Below are 20,669 nucleotides of genomic sequence, written 5' to 3'. Positions count from 1 at the left end.
GCGCCCCCGGTTCGGCCGAGCGGGGGCTGATGCGACGATGGACCCGTGGCAAGCAAGCGAGGCAAGCAGACAGTGCGGGACATGTTCCTGTCGTTGGCGGTGATCGCCGCCGTGGCGGGGGTCGTCTACATCTTCGTCCCGCACAACGAGAAGGCCGATCCGGTCAAGGCGGTCGACTACCGGGTCGAACTCCTGACCGCGCGGCGCGCGGCTCCCTACCCGGTGGCGGCCCCCAGCGGTCTGGCACGGAAGTGGAAGCCGACCTCCGTCAGGTACGAGCGCGAGGCCGGCAACAGCTGGCACCTGGGCTTCCTCGACCCGGACGGCGGATACGTCGCGGTGGAGCAGTCCACGTCCCCGGCGAGAAAGTACATCACCGACGTCAGCCAGGACGCGAAGAACACCGGCCGCACCCAGCGGGTCGCCGGTGAGACCTGGCAGCACTGGGAGGGCCCTAAGTACGACGCCCTCGTGCGCGAGAGCAAGGGGGCGACCACGGTCGTCACCGGCTCCGCGTCGCCCGAGCGGCTGGCGGAGATGGCGGCGGCGCTCAAGACCTCCTGACGCCCTTCGGGGCGGGGTCACGCGGAAACGGGAAAGTCCCTGGAGCGGGTGCTCCAGGGACTTTCCCGTGTGTCCCGGCCGGAGATGTCCGGCCGGTGCGTGCTCAGACGGTCTTGATGACCTCGTCGTAGGCCAGGCGCGGCAGACGCGGGAACCAGGCGTCCTCGCCCGGCTTGCCGATGTTGACGACCATCAGCACGTTGTGGTCGTCGTCCAGGAACTCCTTCTCGATGCCCGCGGCGTCGTAGCCGGTCATCGGGCCGGCGGCCAGGCCGGCGGCGCGGACGCCGATGATGAAGTAGGCGGCCTGCAGCGCGCCGTTCAGCGCGGCGGCGGACTCGCGGACCGGGCGCTCGGAGAAGAACGCGTCCTTGGCCTGCGGGAAGTGCGGCAGCAGCGCCGGGAGCTCCTCGTGGAACTCGTTGTCGGTGGCCAGGATCGCGACCAGCGGGGCGGTCGAGGTCTTGGGCTGGTTGCCCTCGGCCATGTGCTGGACGAGGCGCGCGCGGGCGTCGTCCGAACGGACCAGGACGACGCGCAGCGGCGACTGGTTGAACGCGGTCGGGCCGTACTTGACCAGGTCGTAGATCGCCTGGACCTGCTCCTCGGTCACCGGCTCGTCGGTGAAGGTGTTGGCGGTGCGGGCCTCACGGAAGAGGAGGTCCTGGGCGGCGGGGTCAAGAACGAGTGACATCTTGCGTATTACCTTCCGGACGTACACGGGGGTCGAACGACACCGATCACCGTACGGGAGAGGTAGGTTAACTTTCAACTAAAACGGGAGCTGAGTGATTCACTCCACAACAAGTGCCGACTTCCCGGCGTCCCGACATCCCCGTGCTCAGGCCCGGCGCCCCCTGCTCAGGCCCCGCGTCTCGCGCTCCGGGCTCAGGCCCCGTGCCCCCTGCTCAGGCCCGCGCCCCATGCGCCGTGCTCAGCCCCCGCCCCCGCAGGGCCGGCTCAGCCCGCTTCGGCCGCCGTGCCGCCCTCGGTGCCGGTGCCGTCACCGGGACCGGCGGGCCCTGCCAGCGCCGCGTCCAGCCGGGCGCGCGCGCCCTCCAGCCAGTGCCGGCACACCTTCGCCAGCGCCTCGCCCCGCTCCCACAGGGCCAGGGACTCCTCCAGGCTCGTCCCGCCGGCCTCCAGCCGGCGCACCACCTCGATCAGCTCGTCGCGCGCCTGCTCGTACCCGAGCGTGCCCGTGGCCGCAGCCGTCGTCGTCCCGTCGTCCGTCATGTGATCCACCCTATGCGTCGGCATGTCCGTCCATCCCGGCCCCGGCCGGCCTCCGGGGCGCTGTCCGCCGGCCCCGGAGGGTGTCGCTCACCCGTCGACCCGCACCACGAACTCGCCCCCGGACACCCGGGCCCGCAGCGCGTCCCCCGCCGCCCCGGCGTCGGCGGGATCGCGCACCACGTGCCCGTCCGCCCGCTGGAGCACCGCGTAGCCGCGCTCCAGGGTCGCCGCGGGCGACAGCGCGACCACCCGGGCCCTGGTGTGGGCGAGCTCCGAGTCCGCGCGGTCCAGCAGATGCCCCAGCACCCGCCGGCCGCGCCCGATCAGCGCGTCGATCTCCGCCGCGCGCTCGTCCACCATCCGCTGCGGACGCTCCATCGAGGGCCGCCCCAGCGCGTGCGCCAGACCCCGCTCCTCCCGGTCGAGCAGCCCCCGTAGCGACCGCAGCGCCCGGTCCCGCAGCTGCTGGACCCGGTCCAGCTCCTCGCTCACGTCGGGCACGATCCGCTTCGCCGCGTCCGTCGGGGTGGAGGCCCTTACATCCGCGACCAGGTCGAGGAGGGGGGAGTCCGGCTCGTGCCCGATGGCCGAGACCACCGGGGTGCGGCACTCCGCGACCGTACGGATCAGCTGCTCGTCCGAGAACGGCAGCAGGTCCTCCACGCTGCCCCCGCCGCGCGCCACGACGATCACGTCGACGTCCGGTAGCGCGTCCAGCTCCCGCACCGCCTGGACCACCTGATTCACCGCGTGCACCCCCTGCACGGCGGTGTTGCGGACCTCGAAGCGGACCGCGGGCCAGCGGCGCCGGGTGTTCTCCAGGACATCGCGCTCCGCCGCGGAGGCCCGGCCGCAGACGAGCCCGATCAGCTGCGGCAGGAAGGGCAGCGGCTTCTTGCGGTCCAGGGCGAAGAGGCCCTCCCCGGCCAGTGACTTCTTCAGCTGCTCCAGCCGGACCAGCAGCTCGCCGATCCCGACCGGCCTTATCTCCGTGGCGCGCAGCGAGAGCTGACCGCGGGGCGCGTACCACTCGGGCTTCGCGAGGACGACGACCCGCGCCCCCTCGGTGACCACGTCCGCGATCCGGTCGAAGACCTGCCGGAAGCACGTCACGCTCACCGAGATGTCGTGCGAGGGGTCGCGCAGCGTCAGGAACACCACTCCGGCACCCGGGCGCCGCGACAGCTGGGTGATCTGCCCCTCGACCCAGACGGCACCGAGCCGGTCGATCCAGCCGCCGATGAGCCGTGACACGTCACCGACGGGCAGCGGAGCTTCCGGTGATGTTTGGAGAGCCATGCGAGCGAGCGTATCCGGCGCCACCGACAGCCGGCCGGTCCAGCGGCGGCAGCCCCGCTCTCATCCCGCCGCCCGGCGCCCGCGCTGCACCAGGAGCACCGCCAGCCCCACCACGAACCAGCACGCCCCCACCACCTGCGCGCTCGACGTCGCCTCCACGATCACCGCGATCAGCACGCCCGCGCCCACCACCGGGATCAGGACGTGCCGCCACCAGCTCGGCGCACCCTCCATCCGGCGCACCACGAACCAGCCGACCACCGAGGCGTGCAGCAGCACGAACGCGGTCAGCGCGCCCACGTCCACGACCGACACCAGATGGTCGAGGCCGTCGTCGCGCCGGGCCGCCCAGACCGCCGCCACCAGCGTCACGACCGCCGCGATCAGGATCGCGATCCGGGGCACCCCGGAGCGCGGATCGACCTTGGACAGCAGCGCGGGCAGCCGGCGCTCCCGGGCCATCGCGAACAGCAGCCGGCCCGCGGCCGCCTGCCCGGCCAGCGCCGCGAACGCCGCCCCGATCGCCTTGCTGACCGCCACCAGATCGTGCAGCCAGGACCCGACCGCGGAGTCCACCGTGTCGTAGAAGGCCGAACCCTGGGCGACCGGATCGGCGGCCAGCTCCGCCGACGACATCGGCTCCAGCAACGCCGCCAGATAGGCCTGCGCCACGAACAGGAACCCCGCCAGCACCAGACAGAACAGCAGCGCCCGCGCCACCTTCGCCGAGCCGCCCGTCACCTCCTCCGCGAACGTGGCGATGGCGTCGAAGCCGAGGTACGACAGCACGGCCACGGAGACCGCGCCCAGCACCGCAGACGCGGAGAACCCCGCATCGCCGTTGAGCGGCGTCAGCCAGCCGCGGTGCGCCCCGTCCTGCACGAGCACCACCACGGCGGACACCAGGAACACCAGCAGCACCACGATCTCCACGGCGAGCACCGCGAAGCCGACCCGGGCCGCCGCCCGTACGCCCCAGAGGTTCAGCAGCGTCGTGAGGACCACCGCCAGCGCGGTCCACACCCACCGCGACACCTCCGGCACCAGCGAGTTCATCGCGATCCCGGAGAAGAGATAGGCGACGGCGGGGATGAGCAGGTAGTCGAGCATCGCCATCCACCCCGCGATGAACCCCGGCCCTTCCCCGAGCCCCTTGCGCGCGTACGCGAACACCGAACCCGCCAGGGGAGCGACCCGCACCATCTGGGCGTAGCTGAAGGCGGTGAACGCCATCACCACGGTCGCCGCGATGTAGACCAGGCCCACCGCGCCGTGCGATTTCGCGTCGAGCGTGCCGAAGACGCCGACCGGGGCCATCGGGGCGATGAACAGCAGCCCGTAGACCACCAGATCCCGGAACCCCAGCGTCCGCCGCAGCCCCGCCCGCTCGGCGGTGCTGCCGCTAGTGGAATCCGTACCACTGCCGGTCATGAGTCCTCCGTTGTTCGCGTGATGATCAGTCTCCCGACCCCGTCGGCCCCGCGCCTGTTCGGTACGGCCTAACGGCCTCCCCCGCGGCGGGGAGCGGGCTCCCGGCGGTCCGCTCCCCGCCGCGGGGGAGGCCGTTACGATGGGACGCATGACTGCTACGACACCCCGACGCGTCCTGCTCGCCGCTCCCCGTGGCTACTGCGCGGGCGTGGACCGTGCCGTGATCGCCGTGGAGAAGGCTCTGGAGCAGTACGGCTCACCGGTCTACGTGCGCCACGAGATCGTCCACAACAAATACGTCGTGCAGACCCTGGAGAAGAAGGGCGCGATCTTCGTCGAGGAGACCGCGGAGGTCCCCGAGGGCTCGATCGTGATGTTCTCCGCACACGGCGTCGCACCGACCGTGCACGAAGAGGCCGCCGAACGGAAGCTCGCAACGATCGACGCGACCTGCCCGCTGGTCACCAAGGTCCACAAGGAAGCCGTCCGCTTCGCGCAGGACGACTTCGACATCCTCCTCATCGGCCACGAGGGCCACGAGGAGGTCATCGGCACCTCCGGCGAGGCCCCGGAGCACATCACGCTGGTCGACGGCCCCGAGGACGTCGCCAACGTCGAGGTGCGCGACCCGTCCCGGGTCGTCTGGCTCTCCCAGACCACGCTCTCGGTCGACGAGACGATGGAGACCGTCGGCGCGCTCAAGGAGAAGTTCCCGCTCCTGATCTCGCCGCCGAGCGACGACATCTGCTACGCCACGCAGAACCGCCAGATCGCGGTGAAGCAGATGGGCGCGGACGCCGACCTGGTGATCGTCGTCGGCTCCAAGAACTCCTCCAACTCGGTCCGGCTGGTCGAGGTCGCCCTCGGCGCGGGCGCGGGCGACTCGCACCTGGTCGATTCCGCCGACGAGATCGACGAGGCCTGGCTGGACGGTGTCTCCACGGTCGGCGTCACCTCGGGTGCGTCCGTCCCGGAGGTTCTGGTCGACGGTGTGCTGGCCTGGCTGTCCGAGCGGGGCTTCGAGGACGTGGAGATCGTGAAGGCGGCCGAGGAGTCGATCATCTTCTCGCTGCCCAAGGAGCTCCGCCGGGACCTGCGCGCGGAGGCGGCGGCCCTGTCGGCGGAGTGAGCCGACGCGAGGTTTCCGCACCGGGTTTTCGCTCCGGGAAGTGAGCGGGGCCCGGTGCCCGTACCGTGGATCACATGGAGATCTTCGGCGTGGACATCGGCGGATCCGGGATCAAGGGTGCTCCCGTGGACCTTGAGCGCGGAGACCTGGCGCGCGACCGCCACAAAGTACTCACACCGCACCCGGCCACACCTGATGACGTGGCCGGGTGCGTGGCCGAGGTGGTCGGGCACTTCGACTGGTCGGGACCGGTCGGCATCACGTTCCCGGGCGTGGTCACAAGCGGCGTCACCCGCTCCGCGGCCAATGTCGACAAGGGCTGGATCGACCTGGACGCCCGCACGCTGCTCAGCGACAAGCTGGGCCTCCCGGTCACCGTACTGAACGACGCGGACGCGGCCGGCATCGCGGAGATGACCTTCGGCGCCGGACGCGGCCGCAAGGGCACGGTCATCGTGCTCACGCTCGGTACGGGCATCGGCAGCGCCCTCTTCATCGACGGCAGGCTCGTGCCCAACACCGAGCTCGGTCATCTGGAGCTGAACGGCCACGACGCCGAGAAGCACGCCTCGACGAAGGCCAAGGAGGACGAGGACCTGAGCTGGCACCACTGGGCGCACCGGGTGCAGAAGTACCTGGTCCACGTGGAGATGCTGTTCTCGCCCGAACTGTTCATCATCGGCGGCGGTGTCAGCCGCAAGGCCGACAAGTTCCTGCCGCTGATCGAGCACGTACGGGCCGAGATGGTGCCGGCGGAGCTCCAGAACAACGCCGGCATCGTGGGCGCGGCCATGGCGGCGGCAGGAAGCTGAGAGACCGTTCCCGAGGCATTTCCGCCCGGCCCCGGTCACCCTTACCCGTATCTGCCTGTCTGTCTGTCTGCCCGCCCGCGTCCGTCCGATTCAGCGCTGCCGGCGGCGGGGGGCCTGCCCGGCGGCCCGGGGAGACTGCGCGGCGGCCCGGGGAGACTGCGCGGCGGCTCGTGGCGCCTGCCCAGCGGCGGCCCGGGGCGTCTGCCCCGCAGCCCTGGGGGACTGCGGCTGCTGCTGGCCGCCCGCCCGCGCTGTCTGTGCGGCCAGCAGCATCCGCCGCTGCCGGGCCCGCATCAGCCGGACCTTGCGCACGGTCGCGATGAGCCCGGCGACGAGCGTGCCGCCGTACAGCCAGCCGGCGTGGACGGCGAGCGCGGTGACGACGGCCATCATCTGCCCGCCGAAGCCGCCGCTGCCGCCCGAGATCGGGATGATCCCGACGGCGAACGCGATCGGCACGCTGATCGGCGCGGTCACCAGGTCCGCGGGGCGCACCCAGAACGCGGTCAGCGCGCTGACCGGCAGGAACAGCACACCGAACACGACGGCTGAACCGTCGAACAGCAGCCAGTCCGCACAGGCCAGCACGAACATGGTGGCGGCCGCGAAGAGCCCGGCGCCGATGCCCGTCAGCCGGGGATTCGGCAGCCGCCGCAGGGCGAGCACGGCGGGCGGCACGGGGCGCGCCCGGCCCGCGGGTGTGCTCATCACCCGATAGACGGCGGCGCTCTCGCCGACCGCTCCCTTCGCTCCGTTGCCTACGTTGGCTCCCTTGGTCCCGAGCGGGGACAGCGGGGCCTGCTGAGTCTGGCTGCGCTGCGGGGGACGTGTCCTGTGCTGCTCCACCGGGACAACGTAGGTCGCCGGGCGGCAGTAATCACGTGCGGGACACGCGCTTTGGGTGACCTTGGCGATGAGTTCGATGCCACACGGCCCAATGGGAACCGGATCGGCGCCCGGCGGGACCCGTGGTTACGCGCTCGCCCCCGCCCGTAAACTGGAGAATCGGCCCACCGGGGCCGGACCTCACTGCCCAGCCCGCCCACCCCCTAGGGAAGTCGCCACCGTGTCGCTCACGATCGGAATCGTCGGCCTGCCGAATGTCGGCAAGTCGACCCTGTTCAACGCCCTGACCAAGAACGACGTGCTGGCGGCCAACTACCCGTTCGCCACGATCGAGCCGAACGTCGGCGTCGTCGGCGTGCCCGACCCCCGCCTGAACAAGCTCGCGGAGATCTTCAGCTCCCAGAAGCTGCTCCCGGCGACGGTCGACTTCGTCGACATCGCGGGCATTGTGCGCGGCGCGAGCGAGGGGGAGGGCCTGGGCAACAAGTTCCTCGCGAACATCCGCGAGTCGGACGCGATCTGCCAGGTCATCCGCGCCTTCAAGGACGAGAACGTCGTCCACGTCGACGGCAAGGTCTCGCCCAAGGACGACATCGAGACGATCAACACCGAGCTGATCCTCGCCGACCTCCAGTCCGTCGAGAAGGCCGTCCCGCGCCTCACGAAGGAGGCCCGCCTCCAGAAGGAGAAGGTCGCCGTCCTGGCCGCCGTAGAGGAGGCCCAGAAGATCCTCGAAGCGGGCGACACCCTCTTCCACGCGGGCATCACGGCCTCCACCGAGAAGGGCCGCCTCCTCCACGAGCTCCACCTGCTCACCACCAAGCCCTTCCTCTACGTCTTCAACGTCGACGAGGACGAGCTGGTCGACGAGGACTTCAAGAACGAGCAGCGAGCCCTGGTCGCCCCCGCCGAGGCGATCTTCCTCAACGCCAAGATCGAGTCCGAGCTGATCGAGCTCGACGACGACGAAGCCCTGGAGCTGCTCCAGTCCATGGGCCAGGAAGAGCCCGGCCTCGCCACCCTCGGCCGCGTCGGTTTCGACACCCTGGGCCTGCAGACCTACCTCACGGCAGGCCCGAAGGAAGCCCGCGCCTGGACGATCAAGAAGGGCGCCACGGCCCCCGAGGCGGCCGGTGTGATCCACACCGACTTCCAGAAGGGCTTCATCAAGGCGGAGATCATCTCCTTCGACGACCTGGTCGAAACCGGCTCGGTAGCCGAGGCCCGCGCCAAGGGCAAGGCCCGCATGGAGGGCAAGGACTACGTCATGCAGGACGGGGACGTGGTGGAGTTCCGCTTCAGTCTATGAATTCCACGACGTCGGTGAACTGGCTTGAGTAGAGAGTCAGTTGGTAGGTCGAGGCCGGTTCCGCGCTCGGCGTGGGGCCGGCTCCGCCGTGAGCCTGGATTGTGCTGCATGACTGATGAGCCCGCGTACGAAAAGGTCTGGTCGCGAAACGTCACTGGGCGGCGCTGTCTGCCGTCGGGGGCTGCGGTGCTGCTTTCGGGAATCTTTGCGGGCTCGGCGATGGACCGTGCGTTGGCGGCTCGTCGCTGACAGCTCACACCTACGTCCGCCCGAAGAGCGCCTCACACAGCTGCAGGTGCGGGCTCAAGGTCCGGAGGCTTCGCCCTGGGCGATCTCGACGCTGTGGGTGAGGCCGATGGCTCCGGCTCCTGCGCACAGCTGGGATCCGCAGGCGGTCAGGAATAGCGCCGCGCTCGCGAGGGCGACGGAGTGTCGACGCCTTACCGGTGCGCTGAGGAGCGCCGCCACGCGTTGCGGAACGGGGCCGGAGGCTGCGGCAGGTGTCACGGTGGGCCGGTTCGTGAGGAAGGCGCGGGTGGCCAGTGCCGCGTGGCCGATGGTCTGGGCGGTGAGGCGCCGGCGCCCGGTCTTATCGGCTGCCCGTTCGGCGGGCAGCTGGATGGCGCTCCGCAGAGGGCGCAGGCCGGGATGGCAGTGCGCTGCGAGTTCGGCGGCGGCGAGGAGTGGTGGTGCCTGCCCCTTCTGCGCACTGCTACTGGCCCTCCCCGACACCTCACACCCGCAGCAGCGCTCTGATCCCCGAGCTGACCGCCCTGGTGCTGGCATCCTGCTTCGTCGCCGCGCGCGGGGCACATTGTGGAACCTGGCTTGCCCCGGTCCCCGGCGCTCGGACCTGCAAGTTCGCTCCTTTTTGGCGCGGGCGTGATCGCGAGGCCGCTGCTGCCGGCCCGAGTTCGTCCGCAGGACGGCGGGGTCGCGAACATCGATGACGCGGCAGTCTTCGCGGGCGCCCAGAGGCCGTCCGGAACGATCCTTCCCCACCGCCCACTCCCCATACCCAGCACAATGACCAACTCGCCGTGTAGGACAAGGTCTTATTGATCAGAAACTCATCGGGTTCACTCGTCGACGGTGTAGCGGACGTGTGGCGCTTTGAAGTAGCCGGTGATGACGTGGGGTTGACGTTGTCGGCGGTGGAAGAACCTGCGGGTCTCGGCGGCGAGTTCGGTCTGGTTCCCTTGCCCGGTGGGTGTGGGGCAGACTGCGTTTGAGGTCTGCATTGACGAGCTCGTCCGGGTTCAGCTCGGGTGAGTACGAGGGCAGGAAGTGCAGCTCGATCTGGTCCTCGTGGTGGGCGAGCCAGGCCCGGACGGTCTTTGAGCGGTGGGCCGAGTGCCGGTCGACGATCAGGTGGACCTTCCGGTCGAAGTGCCCGACGAGGCGGGTGAGGAAGCGGCACATGACCGTCGCGTCGAACGACTCGGTGAAGACCATGAAGTGCATGCGGCCCTTGGTGCTGATCGCGGACATCGCGTTCACGGAGAACCGGTTCCCGGAGCGGCGGACCACCGGAGTCTTCCCCTTGACGCCCCAGGTGCGGCCGGTGACCTGGTCCGAGCGGATCCCGACCTGGTCGGCGAACAGGATCTCGCCGTCATCAGCCTTCGCCCGGGCCCGGATCGCCGGCCAGGTCTCCTCGTGCCACGTCCGGACCGCTTCCGGATCCTGCTCGACAGCCCGCTTGTCCGGCCGCTGGAAGGTCAGTCCCCAGCGCTTGAGGTACTTGCCGACTCCGGGCTCCGTGGAGCGGACTCCGTACAGCTTGAAGATCAGCCGGCCTATCTGCGCCCGCGTCCACAGCTGGCCCGAAAGCCCCAGGCCGGACGGGGTGTGATCGAGGACAGCCTGCCGCACGGCGGCCTGCTCGGCCTCGGACAGAACCTGATGCTCCCCCGCGCGCCGGCCCCGCGGGCGGGACAACAACGCGTCCCGCCCGCCGGCCTGCCACCTCGCCCACCAGTTGTCCACGGCCCTGACCGACACCCTGAACAGAGCGGCAACCCCACCCGGTCCCGACCCTCCACGAGCGCCGACACCGCCAGCAACCGCACAGCCTCCTGCGCGTCCGGCGACCAAGTCCGCGCGTCCCCCACCAGATCACTCACACGCCATCAACGAGCCTGAACCCAAAGCGTTTCGGATCAATAGAGGCGGGTGGCAGGATCGATCGCTCTCACCACGTGACCGCCCGAATGCCCTTCTCTACAGTTCCAGACAGAAATGCCACGGAAATAGCCCACATGCAAACCTGTTCGGTGATTCTCGCACACAGGCCAGACGATTCTGTAATGACTCATAACAAATTCCTGAACCCCTTCTGCCATAGTGCCCAAGATTTCTTCCCAATCTGGCGTCGAGACTTCTACGGATTTGATCCTCACGACGCCGACCGGCCCGATGTCCGGGTCGCGCACATAGTCGATGTAGCAGTAGTCCTCCCCAGTTGCCTGCTTCCCGGTCTCCTCTTCTACTGATTTTTCGATGACCTGGAAAGCCGCCCTGGCCATCGAGAAGGTTCGCGAGGTCCAAAGTTCACAAAAAACCTCCCCCGAGATCTCGCCGACTTCTCCGTACAGCTCGGACATCCATTCCAGAACTCCTTCCGGAAAATCGTCTCCCTGTTGCCATGCTGCTTGGAGCATCCTGTCTCGCCAGTCTGCAAAATTTGCCATACCCCGCCACCTTTCGAAGGGAGCGACCCGATCGCATCGAGTCTTAGAAAACACTGCGCCGCTGGGCGAAGAAGCGATTTTCGCAACCTTCCCCCAGCGGCGTACTCACGAGACTTCTCGGATCACTCCGCGAAGTCTCAGGTAAAGAGACCGTACACGTTCAGCGTCGGGTTCTTCACACATACTCTCTGCACGGTGAATTTTCCGCTGAATTCGACGTTGTCCGTCCAGTCGAACCAGAAGGTCATCCCCATGGCCCTTTACTTCCCGCGATGCGACTCCGGTCTGCCTCTCCCGTTTGGGACGCCCCAGGAGCCATGGAAGATGTATGTGCCCGACTCCAGGTGGCCGTAGCTCTGATTTTTTGCGGCGTTGTACAGCGGAAGGACGATGCTGTACACGAACTTCAGCGATCCGTGCTTCTTCCAGATCGCCTTCAGTTTCACGTACCACGTCAGACTGCACTTCGACTTCGATGAGTTGCAGTTCCGACTGATTCCGATGGTGTAATTCTTTGTCGACTTCGTCTGGTTGCGGTATTTCAGCTCGCCACTGGTGTCCGACTGACCGATCGGGTCGACGGGGTAGACGTAGGTGCTGGTGTTGCCCCCGTACACCGGATCGGTCTGGAGAGAGCGGCCGGTGGCGGGATCGTACATTCGGACACCCATGAGGGTGTAACCGGCGAGGCCGTCCGTGGCGCGCTGGTAGGCGCCCAGCGATCCGTACTTCGCTGCGGCAGCGGTGGGATCGAGCGGATTGCCGTACTCGTCATAGCGCTGGACGGTGGCGGTGGCGGTGGCGGTGTCCAAGTCCATCTGGACGGAGATGTCGCCGTGCAGGTTGGCCAGTTGGAGGACCACATCGCCGGTGGCACTGGTGGTGACGGCGAGGCCGCCGGTGAGATCCGAGACGTGGCGGCTGACCGCGGAAGTCGAGCCGGCGGTCGTGACCGTCCAGGAGGGAGTGTCGCAGCCACAGCTGTAGTGGTTCACCGTGGTGCTAGTGGTTGACCACGTCGTGCCGCTGTCGCTAGTAGTCGCGGCGGTCGACGAGGCTAGGCGACCGGCGGCGTCCAGCCCCCAGGTGGTGCGGGTGTCTCCCGCGGTCTCGCTGGCGACCAGGTCATCGGCGTAGTAGGCCAGGGTGTTGCCATTCGGTTTGGTGGTGCGACCGAAGGCGTCGTACGTGTGGCCCTCAGCGGTGAGGCGGTTCGCTGTGTCGTACTGGTACGCCTTGGTAGAGGTGGTGGCGGTACCGTCCGCCCTGGCAAGGGTGGTGGTCAGCGAGGTGCGGTTGTCATCGGCGTCGAAGGCGTAGGCGCGCGAGGTTGTCGTGGTGCCGTCGTCGTCGTTGGCCAGGGCCAGACGCCCGGGGGCGTCGTACTCGTAGGCGATGGACAGGGTCCCGCCATCGGTCTGGGTGTGGCCGGCCTGCTTGCCGTGGATGGTGTACGTCGCGGAGTCGGAGAGCACGGTGGTGCCTTCGGAGTCCGTGTAGGTCACAGAAGTCTGGCTGCCGGCTGTGTCGAACGTCCTGGCCAGGTTGTAACCACCGGGAAGGGACTCACCCGTGAGTGCGCCGTCGGCATCGTAGGAGACGGCCTTGGACGTCCCCGCGACCGAGTCGGTGACGGACAGCGCCTGGCCGGTCGTGTCGTCGTAGGTGTAGGACGTGGTGGAGGGCACCGAGTCGGATGCCGTCACCGGGCGGTCGAGAATGTCATAGGCGTAGGAGGTGGTGTTACCCACTCCGTCGCTGTAGGAGACCGTCCGGCCCAAGGCGTCGTACTCCGTGGTGGAGGTCTGCCCATTGGCGGTGGTGCCGGCGACTTGTCCGGTGGACTCGTCGTAAGTGATCGCGGTGGCCGGGGTACTTGTTCCAGCACCGCCGATGACGGTCGTCTTGAGCGGACGCCCTGTCGGGTCGGCCGTGGTGGTGGTGGTGGTGCGGGTCACCCCGTTGGCGGTCTCGGCCTCGGTGACGATCTGGCCCCACCGACCGTAGGTGTAGACGGTGGTGATGGCCTGATCCGGGCTGGTCCCCCCCCCGCCGGTGATGGTGGCGGCCGGAGTCGTCTTGCAGAGCAGGCCGTCCCACTCGACCGAGGCGCAGGTTCCTGTGGTGTCCGCGTCGTAGTAGGTGTACTTCAGCGTGCCCGCATCCGAGCTGGTCGATCCGGGAGTGCGGGTGGTCGCCACCCGGCCCGCGTCGTCGTAGACGGTGACCATGGTGGAGGACTCACCGCCGCCGGTGGTGGCCAACACCGCGCCCGTGGACCAGTCGTAGGTCGTGGTCGTGGTCTCGGCATCGGCATCGGTGGCGTAGCCGGCGATGACCGCACCCGTGGTGGAGGAGGTGACATGGTTGGAGACCGCCGCGTCGGCGGGGGCACCCTGATCGTAGGTGTAGGAGGTGTGAGCCCGCGCCTGGACGACCGTGCCGGCGGCCAAGGTGGACTCACTGGTGGAGCCGGTAAGCTTTTCGGCCAAGGTGATCTGGTTCAGTGGACCGTACTCGTCCGTCAGGCGGGTGCCGTCGGCGGAGTACTCCACCACGGTTCCCAGCTGCTGTGCTCGTTCAGCGGTGGACAGATCGGTCAGGCCGAGGGCAGCCAGTTCTGCCTCCGCGTCGGGGGAGGTGCCCAGGGCGAGCGCCCGGTTGGCGGCGGTCAAGCTGGCAACCTCATTGCCGAGCAGGTCGTACTCGCTGGTGGTGATCGCACCACCAGGACTCACGCTATTGCTCTCCGCTACGTTCGCGTCGAGGTAGCTGATCGTGGCCCGGCCGTAGTCCCCGGCCTTCAGGGCGCTTCCTGTGTTGGAGGCCGGAACACTGGTGGCGGGGAAGATTGCGGTGGCATCGGTCGGAGCCTCGTCCTGGGCCCACGTCGCGACGGTGTCCGCGTCCATCGGATACGGAGCCGAAGCACCGGAAAGTGGCACGTCGTACACCACGGTGGTGGTCGCTTTGCCGGATACGGTGGACTTCGCGCCCTTGGCCAAAGGCGGGCGGGAGACCGACATGAGCATGCCCGCGCCGGCGGTCAGCGCGGATCCCGCCTTGCCGTAGGTGAAGGTCCAGGGCAGCTCACCGGGGCTGGTGAGAGCGATGACCCTGCCGTCGGCGTCGTAGCCGTAGTCCGTTTCAGCGCAGGGCTGGTGCGGGGGTCCCATACCTGGCGGAGAATGCCGGACGACGCATACGCGTAGGAGGCGACGGTCTCAGCAGTGGAGGTAGCGGCGCCGGGAGTGGTGGCCCACAGCTTGATCGCCTTGACCTGGCCCGTGTAGTCACCGAGTGTCGAGCCGGTGGCGGTGGTTGTGGAAGCGTAGACGTACTCCAGGATCCGGCAACCCTTGGTAGCGGGATCCGCTTGGCAGGTGGACGCCTTGACCGCACCGGTTGGGGAGATCACGTACCGGGGACGGGCGAGGGTCTTGCCGCCGGCGGTCACGGTCTCGGAGACGGTGGTGACTCTGGAAGGGCCACTTCGACCGCTACACCGCCGCGTTCGAACCGGCCCTCGGCTCCCAGCAGGGCCTTCCGGTCGGGAGCTGAGAGCACGGCGGTACGCGGCGGGGGCGGTACGGCAAGCCGCCTGACCGTCTGGGCCGACGCGTCCGACGCGTCCGGACCCCGACGACCGGACAGCCTCCCCGTGACCCGGCTACAGCTCCTCGCCGAAGGCCTCGGCCAGCTCACGCCACTGGGCCCTCGGCAGCCCCGCGCCGCCCTCGTCGGCGGTGAGCACCTGGAGGGCGACGTGGTCGGCGCCGGCGTCGAGGTACTGCTGCGCCCGCGCCTTCACCTGCTCGGCGTCCCCCAGAGCGAAGAGGGCGCCCAGCAGGCGGGCGCTGCCGCCGTCCGCGAAGTCGCTCTCCGCGAACCCCAGGCGCAGCAGGTTCTCGGTGTAGTTGGGCAGCTGGAGGTACATCCCGAGCATGTTCCGGGCGGTGGTGCGGGCCCGGTCGGCGTCGGTGTCGAGCACGACGGAGAGTTCCGGGGCGAGCAACGCGTCCGGGCCGAGCGCCTCGCGCGCTTCCGCGGTGTGCTCGGCGGTGACGAGGTAGGGGTGCGCGCCCAGCGCCCTGTCGGCCGCGAGCTTCAGCATCTTCGGGCCGAGCGCCGCCAGGACCCGGTGTCCGGAGTCCACGGGCGGGGCGGCGGTGTCCAGCGCGTCGAGGTAGGCGACCATCGCGCTGTACGGCTTCGCGTACTGCGGCACCATCGGGCCGTGGCTGACGCCCAGACCGAGGACGAACCGCCCGCGCGCCTTCTCCTCGATCGCTGCGATCCGGGCCGCCACGTCCTGCGCCGTGTGGTCCCAGATGCTCAGGATGCCGGTGGCGACGGTGGCCTTGCTGGTGGCGTCGACGACCCAGGCCGCGTCCTCCGGTGACGGGCTGCCGCCGATCCAGAGCGTCCCGTACCCCAGCTCCTCAAGCTCCGCGACGGCCTCCGCGATCGCTCGCCTTCCCGCGTCGTCCACCCGCGACCCGTGCAGGGCGCCGCTCCAGATGCCGATCCGTCCGAATGCCTCACGTGTCTCAGAAGTCATGCTGTGGCCAACAGGCCCCGGCGCCCGCTATTCCCGGCCGGGCCGGGATTCACCCATGTGCACGCGATACCGCCCCGCTACGGCTGGGTGACCCTCAGCTCCCGTACGCCGGTGGGCTGGTCCGCCTCCGCGGAGCGGACCGTCACCCGCACCTCGCGGGCGACGGCCCCCGACCGGTACGGCTCCCAGTGGCGCCCGTCCGCCGAGGTCTCCAGCCGGTACGAGGCGGGGCGCACGTCCGTCCACTCCGGTGCGAACGCCGCCACCGCGCCGGTCCTCCCCAGATCCACGGTCAGCGTGCCCGTCGCTCCGTCCGGGGACCAGGCCGTGGCCGTGCTGCCGTCCACCGCCGCCGCCGCGTACAGGCCGGGGGACTCGGAGGTGGCCGTCGCCGGGCGGCAGCGGGACGCGTCGCTGGTCGGGGTGAGGTCGGGGCGGCGGGTCGGCAGGGTGAGCGCAGTGGACAGGAGGCGCGCTCCGGCGGGCGTGTGGAGGGTGAACGGGGCGCCCGAGGTCAGCCGGACCTCCGTCGTTTTGGGGCCGATCGCGATGTCGTACGTGCGCCCCTGGTAGCGCAGCCCCGTCAGCGTGACGCCCTCGTGGAGTTGCGGCGGCAGCATCGGGTCCAGCCGGACCCCGTCCTCGCGCAGCCGCAGCCCGGTCAGCCCGTGCGTGAACACCTGGAGGAAGCCGCCCTTGCCGGTGAGGAAGTCCTCGGCCGGAAACCCCGACAGGGTGTCCTGCGCGCCCGCTTTCGCGCCCCGCGCCTCACTGAAGAGGGCGTACGGGCCGCGCATGAAGGGGCGCACAGCGCGCTGGAGATAGGTGTACGTCGCACAGCCCGGCTCCCCGGTCGCGGCCGCGTCGATCGCATGGACCGAATCCGTCATCGCCGGGCCGTCCGGATCGGTGCGGGCCGCGTAGTAGTCGAGCGTGGCGGCCGCCGCACCCGGCTCCATCGGCCACTCCAGCGGGTAGACGAGCAGCACGGTGTCGGCCTGTTTGATCGTCGAGCCGTCGTAGCCCGCGTACTGGAGGAAGAGCTTGCGCTCCGGGTCGTACGGAATGCGCAGACCGTCCGCGACCTTGTTCCACTCGGCCGGAGCGGGGTGGCCGAGGAGCCCGGCCGCGCGGGTGGCGTTGCGCAGGGCGGTGGCGGCGACGGCGTTGGTGAACACCCCGTCCGTGACGCCGTTGCTGTACTCGTCCGGGCCCGCCACCTCCTTCACGGAGTAACTGCCGTCGTCGTTCGCGGTGGCGCGCGAGGCCCAGAAGTCCGCGATGCCCCGCAGCAGTTGCCAGCCGTGGCCGGCCAGCCAGTCGCGGTCGCCGGTGGCCAGGTAGTACTGCCGGACGGCCAGGGAGACATCGCCCTGGAGGTGGTTCTGCGTGACGCAGTGCGGCGGGTTCCAGCTCTGGCACTCGGACCAGAGGTTGCCCTTGCTCGCGCTCGTCCACGGGTAGAACAGCCCCTTGAACCCCAGCTTCTCGGCGTTGGTACGGGCCTGGCCGCGGGTGCGGTAGCGGTACTCGACCACCGAACGGGCCAGCTCGGGACGCGTGGCGAGCAGCCCGGGGTACATCCACGTCTCGGCGTCCCAGAACACCATGCCCGCGTAGTTGTCGCTGGTCAGCCCGGCCGGGGCGATGCTGTCGCGGGAACCGGCGCGGGTGGCGGCGAGGAGCCCGTACTGCGCGGAGCGGAGCCACTTCTGGAGGTCGGGGCTGCCCGGCACGGACACGTCCGCGGACCAGTCCCGGCGCCAGACGGCGGCGCTCTCCGCGAGGACCGCGGACCAGCCGAGCCGCGCCCCGCGCCGGGAGGCCTCACGGGCGGTGGTGCGCGGGGCGCGCGAGGTGAGCGCGGTGTCGATCCCGACGTACTTCTCGAAGGTGTATGTGCGCCCGGCGCTCACCCGGGACGGAGCCGCGTCCGGGTCGCCCCGGCGCATCGTCTGCACGATCGCGCCCGCCGTTCCGGTGCCCCGGGTGCGGAACGTTTCGTCGTCGTCGAGCGCGATCCGGCGTGCGCCCCGCGGGTCGAGCCGGCCGGTGACCGTCGCCGTGCCGCTCCAGTGCGGGGTCATGCGCAGTCGGACGGCACCGGTGTGCACGGAGGCGCGGTCGGCCAGCACCTCGTACGTCAGGTCGGTCGCGCGGCCGTCGGAGGTCGTCCAGCGCAGCGACGTACGCACCAGACCGCAGCGCAGGAACAACGTCTGGCGGTACCGGGAGACCCGGCCCGCCGGAGTCGCGGAGCCGTACGTCTCGTCGCCCACGCGCACGTCGAGGCCGGTCCAGCTCGGCAGCGCGGCGGCCACTTCGCGTCCGGCGGCCAGGTCCTCGTCCCGGCCGAAGAGCCCGGCGACGAAGGCCCCGTCGTAGCGCGGGGTGTACAGCGGCCAGCCGGTCTTCTCGCCCGGCTCCGCGTATCCGGCGCCCGCGGCGGGCACCCGGTGGCCCAGGTATCCGTTGCCCACATAGGGGTCGTAGCCCTTGGCCTCGCCGAACGTGGTGGACGTCGGCGCCCAGGCGGGGTCGGTGTCGCGGCCGCAGCCGGGATGCGCACCCGAACGGGGACCGGCAGCGGGGCCGACGGCTTGGGGGCGCGCGGTCTGGTGCGAGGCGTAGGCGACGGGCGGCAGGGGCGCGATCAGGGCGCAGGCGACCAGTGACGTGAGGAGGGAGATTCGCGAGGGGCTCACGGTACGAACGTAGGGAAACGGGCACCGCACATCGACGCACGGCGCGCGGGTGAACGGCTGATACGGGGCGATACGGCAATGGGCGTCGGCGCCCGCTGCCGAGCCCCTTCCTGCCCTGTAGGCAGCGGAATACCGTTGGACACCCGGCTCCCGGTGTTCCACGATCCGCACCTGTGACGACGAAACAGCTTCTGGCCCGCGCCGCTGCCCGCAACAACGCTGAATGGTGTGCCGCGATGAGCCGGTCACACGGTTTGGCGAGCACGTTCGGGACGCAGGCCTGGACCGCCCCGGCTCGTACGCCGCTCTACTACCCCGACGCGGTCACGCTGGTGCCGGGCACCGAGTCGTCAGCGGTGGCGACCGGCATCGACACCACGACGCCCGGGGCCTCGGTCAAGGACAGCTTCGCCGACCTGGACCTGGTGGAGGCGGGATTCCAGGTGCTGTTCGAGGGCCGGTGGATCCACCGGCCGGCAAGTGCTCCCGCCACCGCGCCGGACCTCGACTGGGAGGTGGCCGGAACCCGGGACAAGCTGCTTGCCTGGGCGCACGCTTGGGACGACGGGGACGGCAACGCGGATCTCTTCCGGCCCGAACTGCTCGACGACCCGGCCACGTTCGTGCTCGCCGGAAGGTCCCCCGACGGCGAAGTGGTCGCCGGAGCGGTGGCGAGCCGGAGCGACCAGGTCATCGGCGTCTCAGACGTCTTCGCGCTGCACGGCGGACCCGACGCGGCCTGGCCGGGGGTTCTGGACGCGGTGCGCTCGCTGTTTCCGGCAGCACCTGTGGTCGGCTACGAACACGGCGACGACCTGGAGGCCGCCCTCCGGCACGGCTTCGAGCCGATCGGCCCGCTGCGGATCTGGCTGCACGGCTAGGGTTTGTCGGCCTGCCGCTTGTCGGTATCCCGGTCACTCGGTCCCTCGGTCTGTCGGGCGCGGACCGCTGGTTCACCCCTCTCGGTTGAATTCAGGTCTGGATCAGGCCGCGAGGCCCGTCTTGAGACCCGCGCCGCACAGCGGTACGACGACGCTGCGGTTCTTCCAGCCTCCGACCGCGGCCCAGCACGCGACGCCCGTCGTCTCCACGTAGAAGCCACGGGCGGCCAGATCCAGCTGGGCGTCGCGGATCTGGTCCTCGGTCACGGTCAGGAAGGTGCCGCCGGACTCGCGCACCGCAGCCAGGATCGCGCGGGCGCGCGGCGGACGCGGGATGGCGATGCCTTCGGCGAGGGTGGGGGAGAGGGCCCCGGCCGGACTGTCGAGGAGTTCGTCCGCCCCGGCCCGGAAGGCCTCGGCCAGTGGGGAGACGGCCTCGGCCTGTACGGCGATCAGGGCCGGGCGGGTGTCGATCAGGCCCTGGTCGAGGAGCTCCGTGATGGCCAGGGCCGCGCCGAGGAGCAGGGTGCCGTTGCCGACCGGTACGGCGATCGCGTCGGGGAGCCTGCCGCCGAGGTCCTCCCACAGTTCGTAGACGTAGGTCTTCGTGCCATGCAGGAAGTACGGGTTGAACACGTGCGAGGCGTAGAAGGTGTTGGGTGCGTCGGCGGCGGCTCGCGCGGCCAGGGCGGTGGCCTCACGGTCCCCGGGGACGATTTCCAGCCGGGCCCCATGGGCCCGGATCTGCTCGGTCTTCTTCGGGGACGTGCCCTCGGGGACGTACACCGTGCACGGCAGCCCGGCGCGGGCGCAGTAGGCCGCGACGGCGGTGCCCGCGTTGCCGCTGCTGTCCGCCACGACGCGCGCGGGAGAGAGGCTCCGGGCCAGTTCGGAGAGCATCACCGCGCCGCGGTCCTTGAAGGAGATCGTCGGCATGAGGAAGTCGAGTTTGGCCGAGACCGTACCCGTGAGGGGCACGAGCGGGGTGCGGCCCTCACCGAGACTGGTGGTGGGCGCGGCGAGCGGCAGCACCTCCTCGTAGCGCCAGAGGGAGTTGACCCGTCCGGGCAGCGCACCGGCACGGACGGGGCCCGCGATCTCGAAGTCGAGGTCCCAGGGGCCGCGGCAGACAGGGCAGCACCAAGTCAGCGAGGAGACGTCGGCACGGGTTCCGTCCTGCGGGCAGAGGTAAGAGGTGGCCAT

17 protein-coding genes are annotated in these 20,669 nt (G+C 70.0%); 5 read left to right on the top strand and 12 right to left on the bottom strand.

All coding sequences use genetic code 11. The features are described 5' to 3' along the window. The first annotated feature begins 45 nt into the window (after positions 1-45). Positions 46-564, top strand: coding sequence for a DUF4245 domain-containing protein (locus RLT59_RS12545; protein ID WP_311303481.1), 519 nt, complete (start codon positions 46-48; stop codon positions 562-564). 103 nt (positions 565-667) lie between these two features. Here RLT59_RS12545 and RLT59_RS12540 read toward each other — a convergent pair whose 3' ends face one another. The 4 genes from RLT59_RS12540 to RLT59_RS12525 form a co-directional block, all read right to left on the bottom strand. Next, a complete protein-coding gene (locus RLT59_RS12540) occupies positions 668-1,258 on the bottom strand; it encodes a malonic semialdehyde reductase (RefSeq protein ID WP_311303480.1) in 591 nt (196 codons plus the stop codon). A gap of 266 nt (positions 1,259-1,524) precedes the next feature. Beyond that, entirely contained in the window at positions 1,525-1,800 is a 276-nt protein-coding gene (locus RLT59_RS12535; RefSeq protein ID WP_311303479.1) for an exodeoxyribonuclease VII small subunit, read from the bottom strand. Positions 1,801-1,887: 87 nt separating this feature from the next. Then, positions 1,888-3,099, bottom strand: a complete 1,212-nt coding sequence (xseA, locus tag RLT59_RS12530) for an exodeoxyribonuclease VII large subunit (RefSeq protein ID WP_311303478.1) — start codon at positions 3,097-3,099, stop codon at positions 1,888-1,890. A 60-nt stretch (positions 3,100-3,159) separates the two neighbouring features. Further along, positions 3,160-4,530, bottom strand: coding sequence for an APC family permease (locus tag RLT59_RS12525; RefSeq protein WP_311303477.1), 1,371 nt, complete (start codon positions 4,528-4,530; stop codon positions 3,160-3,162). A 139-nt stretch (positions 4,531-4,669) separates the two neighbouring features. Here RLT59_RS12525 and RLT59_RS12520 point away from each other — a divergent pair, with 139 nt between their 5' ends. Both RLT59_RS12520 and ppgK read left to right on the top strand, forming a co-directional pair. Next, positions 4,670-5,659: a 4-hydroxy-3-methylbut-2-enyl diphosphate reductase gene (locus RLT59_RS12520; protein ID WP_311303476.1), complete on the top strand. Its 990-nt coding sequence runs from the start codon at positions 4,670-4,672 to the stop codon at positions 5,657-5,659. 74 nt (positions 5,660-5,733) lie between these two features. Beyond that, positions 5,734-6,471: a polyphosphate--glucose phosphotransferase gene (gene ppgK, locus RLT59_RS12515; protein WP_311303475.1), complete on the top strand. Its 738-nt coding sequence runs from the start codon at positions 5,734-5,736 to the stop codon at positions 6,469-6,471. 90 nt (positions 6,472-6,561) lie between these two features. On the opposite strand, the gene RLT59_RS12510 is transcribed toward ppgK, so the two are convergent. Further along, on the bottom strand, positions 6,562-7,179 hold the full coding sequence (locus RLT59_RS12510) for a DUF6542 domain-containing protein (protein WP_311307706.1): 618 nt from the start codon (positions 7,177-7,179) through the stop codon (positions 6,562-6,564). Between the two features lie 358 nt (positions 7,180-7,537). On the opposite strand from RLT59_RS12510, the gene ychF reads away from it, so the two are divergent. Then, positions 7,538-8,626 carry a redox-regulated ATPase YchF gene (gene ychF, locus RLT59_RS12505; RefSeq protein ID WP_311303474.1) on the top strand — a complete coding sequence of 363 codons (1,089 nt, stop codon included), beginning with the start codon at positions 7,538-7,540 and terminating at the stop codon, positions 8,624-8,626. A gap of 303 nt (positions 8,627-8,929) precedes the next feature. Here the strand turns inward: ychF and RLT59_RS12500 are convergent, their stop codons facing one another. From RLT59_RS12500 to RLT59_RS12475, 6 genes are all read right to left on the bottom strand, one after another. Next, positions 8,930-9,358, bottom strand: coding sequence for a hypothetical protein (locus RLT59_RS12500; protein WP_311303473.1), 429 nt, complete (start codon positions 9,356-9,358; stop codon positions 8,930-8,932). A gap of 330 nt (positions 9,359-9,688) precedes the next feature. Next, positions 9,689-10,630 (bottom strand): IS630 family transposase, encoded by a 942-nt coding sequence (locus RLT59_RS12495; protein WP_311303472.1) that lies wholly within the window; start codon positions 10,628-10,630, stop codon positions 9,689-9,691. A 158-nt stretch (positions 10,631-10,788) separates the two neighbouring features. Beyond that, entirely contained in the window at positions 10,789-11,319 is a 531-nt protein-coding gene (locus tag RLT59_RS12490; protein ID WP_311303471.1) for a hypothetical protein, read from the bottom strand. 260 nt (positions 11,320-11,579) lie between these two features. Continuing rightward, complete coding sequence (locus tag RLT59_RS12485; RefSeq protein WP_311303470.1) at positions 11,580-14,495, bottom strand: RHS repeat protein; 2,916 nt, start codon at positions 14,493-14,495, stop codon at positions 11,580-11,582. Between the two features lie 494 nt (positions 14,496-14,989). Further along, the gene (locus tag RLT59_RS12480; protein WP_311303469.1) at positions 14,990-15,880 is read right to left on the bottom strand and encodes an LLM class F420-dependent oxidoreductase; all 891 of its coding nucleotides are present in this window, start codon (positions 15,878-15,880) and stop codon (positions 14,990-14,992) included. A 77-nt stretch (positions 15,881-15,957) separates the two neighbouring features. After that, complete coding sequence (locus tag RLT59_RS12475; protein ID WP_311303468.1) at positions 15,958-18,585, bottom strand: discoidin domain-containing protein; 2,628 nt, start codon at positions 18,583-18,585, stop codon at positions 15,958-15,960. Between the two features lie 236 nt (positions 18,586-18,821). Between RLT59_RS12475 and RLT59_RS12470 the strand changes: the two genes are divergently transcribed. After that, positions 18,822-19,466: a hypothetical protein gene (locus tag RLT59_RS12470; RefSeq protein WP_311303467.1), complete on the top strand. Its 645-nt coding sequence runs from the start codon at positions 18,822-18,824 to the stop codon at positions 19,464-19,466. A 102-nt stretch (positions 19,467-19,568) separates the two neighbouring features. Here the strand turns inward: RLT59_RS12470 and RLT59_RS12465 are convergent, their stop codons facing one another. Further along, positions 19,569-20,669 (bottom strand): threonine synthase, encoded by a 1,101-nt coding sequence (locus RLT59_RS12465; RefSeq protein ID WP_399125295.1) that lies wholly within the window; start codon positions 20,667-20,669, stop codon positions 19,569-19,571.

Origin of the sequence: Streptomyces sp. ITFR-6 (assembly GCF_031844725.1) — a bacterium.
Classification (GTDB): domain Bacteria; phylum Actinomycetota; class Actinomycetes; order Streptomycetales; family Streptomycetaceae; genus Streptomyces.
The sequence above is the reverse complement of the archived record's forward strand: the minus strand, read 5'-3'. Positions and strand labels throughout refer to the sequence as shown.

Bases quoted from the DNA above. Each gene is read 5' to 3' on its own strand.
- RLT59_RS12540 (WP_311303480.1), bottom strand. From the start codon at position 1,258: ATGTCACTCGTTCTTGACCCCGCCGCCCAGGACCTCCTCTTCCGTGAG.
- RLT59_RS12535 (WP_311303479.1), bottom strand. From the start codon at position 1,800: ATGACGGACGACGGGACGACGACGGCTGCGGCCACGGGCACGCTCGGG.
- xseA (WP_311303478.1), bottom strand. From the start codon at position 3,099: ATGGCTCTCCAAACATCACCGGAAGCTCCGCTGCCCGTCGGTGACGTG.
- RLT59_RS12525 (WP_311303477.1), bottom strand. From the start codon at position 4,530: ATGACCGGCAGTGGTACGGATTCCACTAGCGGCAGCACCGCCGAGCGG.
- RLT59_RS12520 (WP_311303476.1), top strand. From the start codon at position 4,670: ATGGGACGCATGACTGCTACGACACCCCGACGCGTCCTGCTCGCCGCT.
- ppgK (WP_311303475.1), top strand. From the start codon at position 5,734: ATGGAGATCTTCGGCGTGGACATCGGCGGATCCGGGATCAAGGGTGCT.
- RLT59_RS12510 (WP_311307706.1), bottom strand. From the start codon at position 7,179: ATGAGCACACCCGCGGGCCGGGCGCGCCCCGTGCCGCCCGCCGTGCTC.
- RLT59_RS12490 (WP_311303471.1), bottom strand. From the start codon at position 11,319: ATGGCAAATTTTGCAGACTGGCGAGACAGGATGCTCCAAGCAGCATGG.
- RLT59_RS12485 (WP_311303470.1), bottom strand. From the start codon at position 14,495: ATGGGACCCCCGCACCAGCCCTGCGCTGAAACGGACTACGGCTACGAC.
- RLT59_RS12480 (WP_311303469.1), bottom strand. From the start codon at position 15,880: ATGACTTCTGAGACACGTGAGGCATTCGGACGGATCGGCATCTGGAGC.
- RLT59_RS12470 (WP_311303467.1), top strand. From the start codon at position 18,822: ATGAGCCGGTCACACGGTTTGGCGAGCACGTTCGGGACGCAGGCCTGG.
- RLT59_RS12465 (WP_399125295.1), bottom strand. From the start codon at position 20,669: ATGGCCACCTCTTACCTCTGCCCGCAGGACGGAACCCGTGCCGACGTC.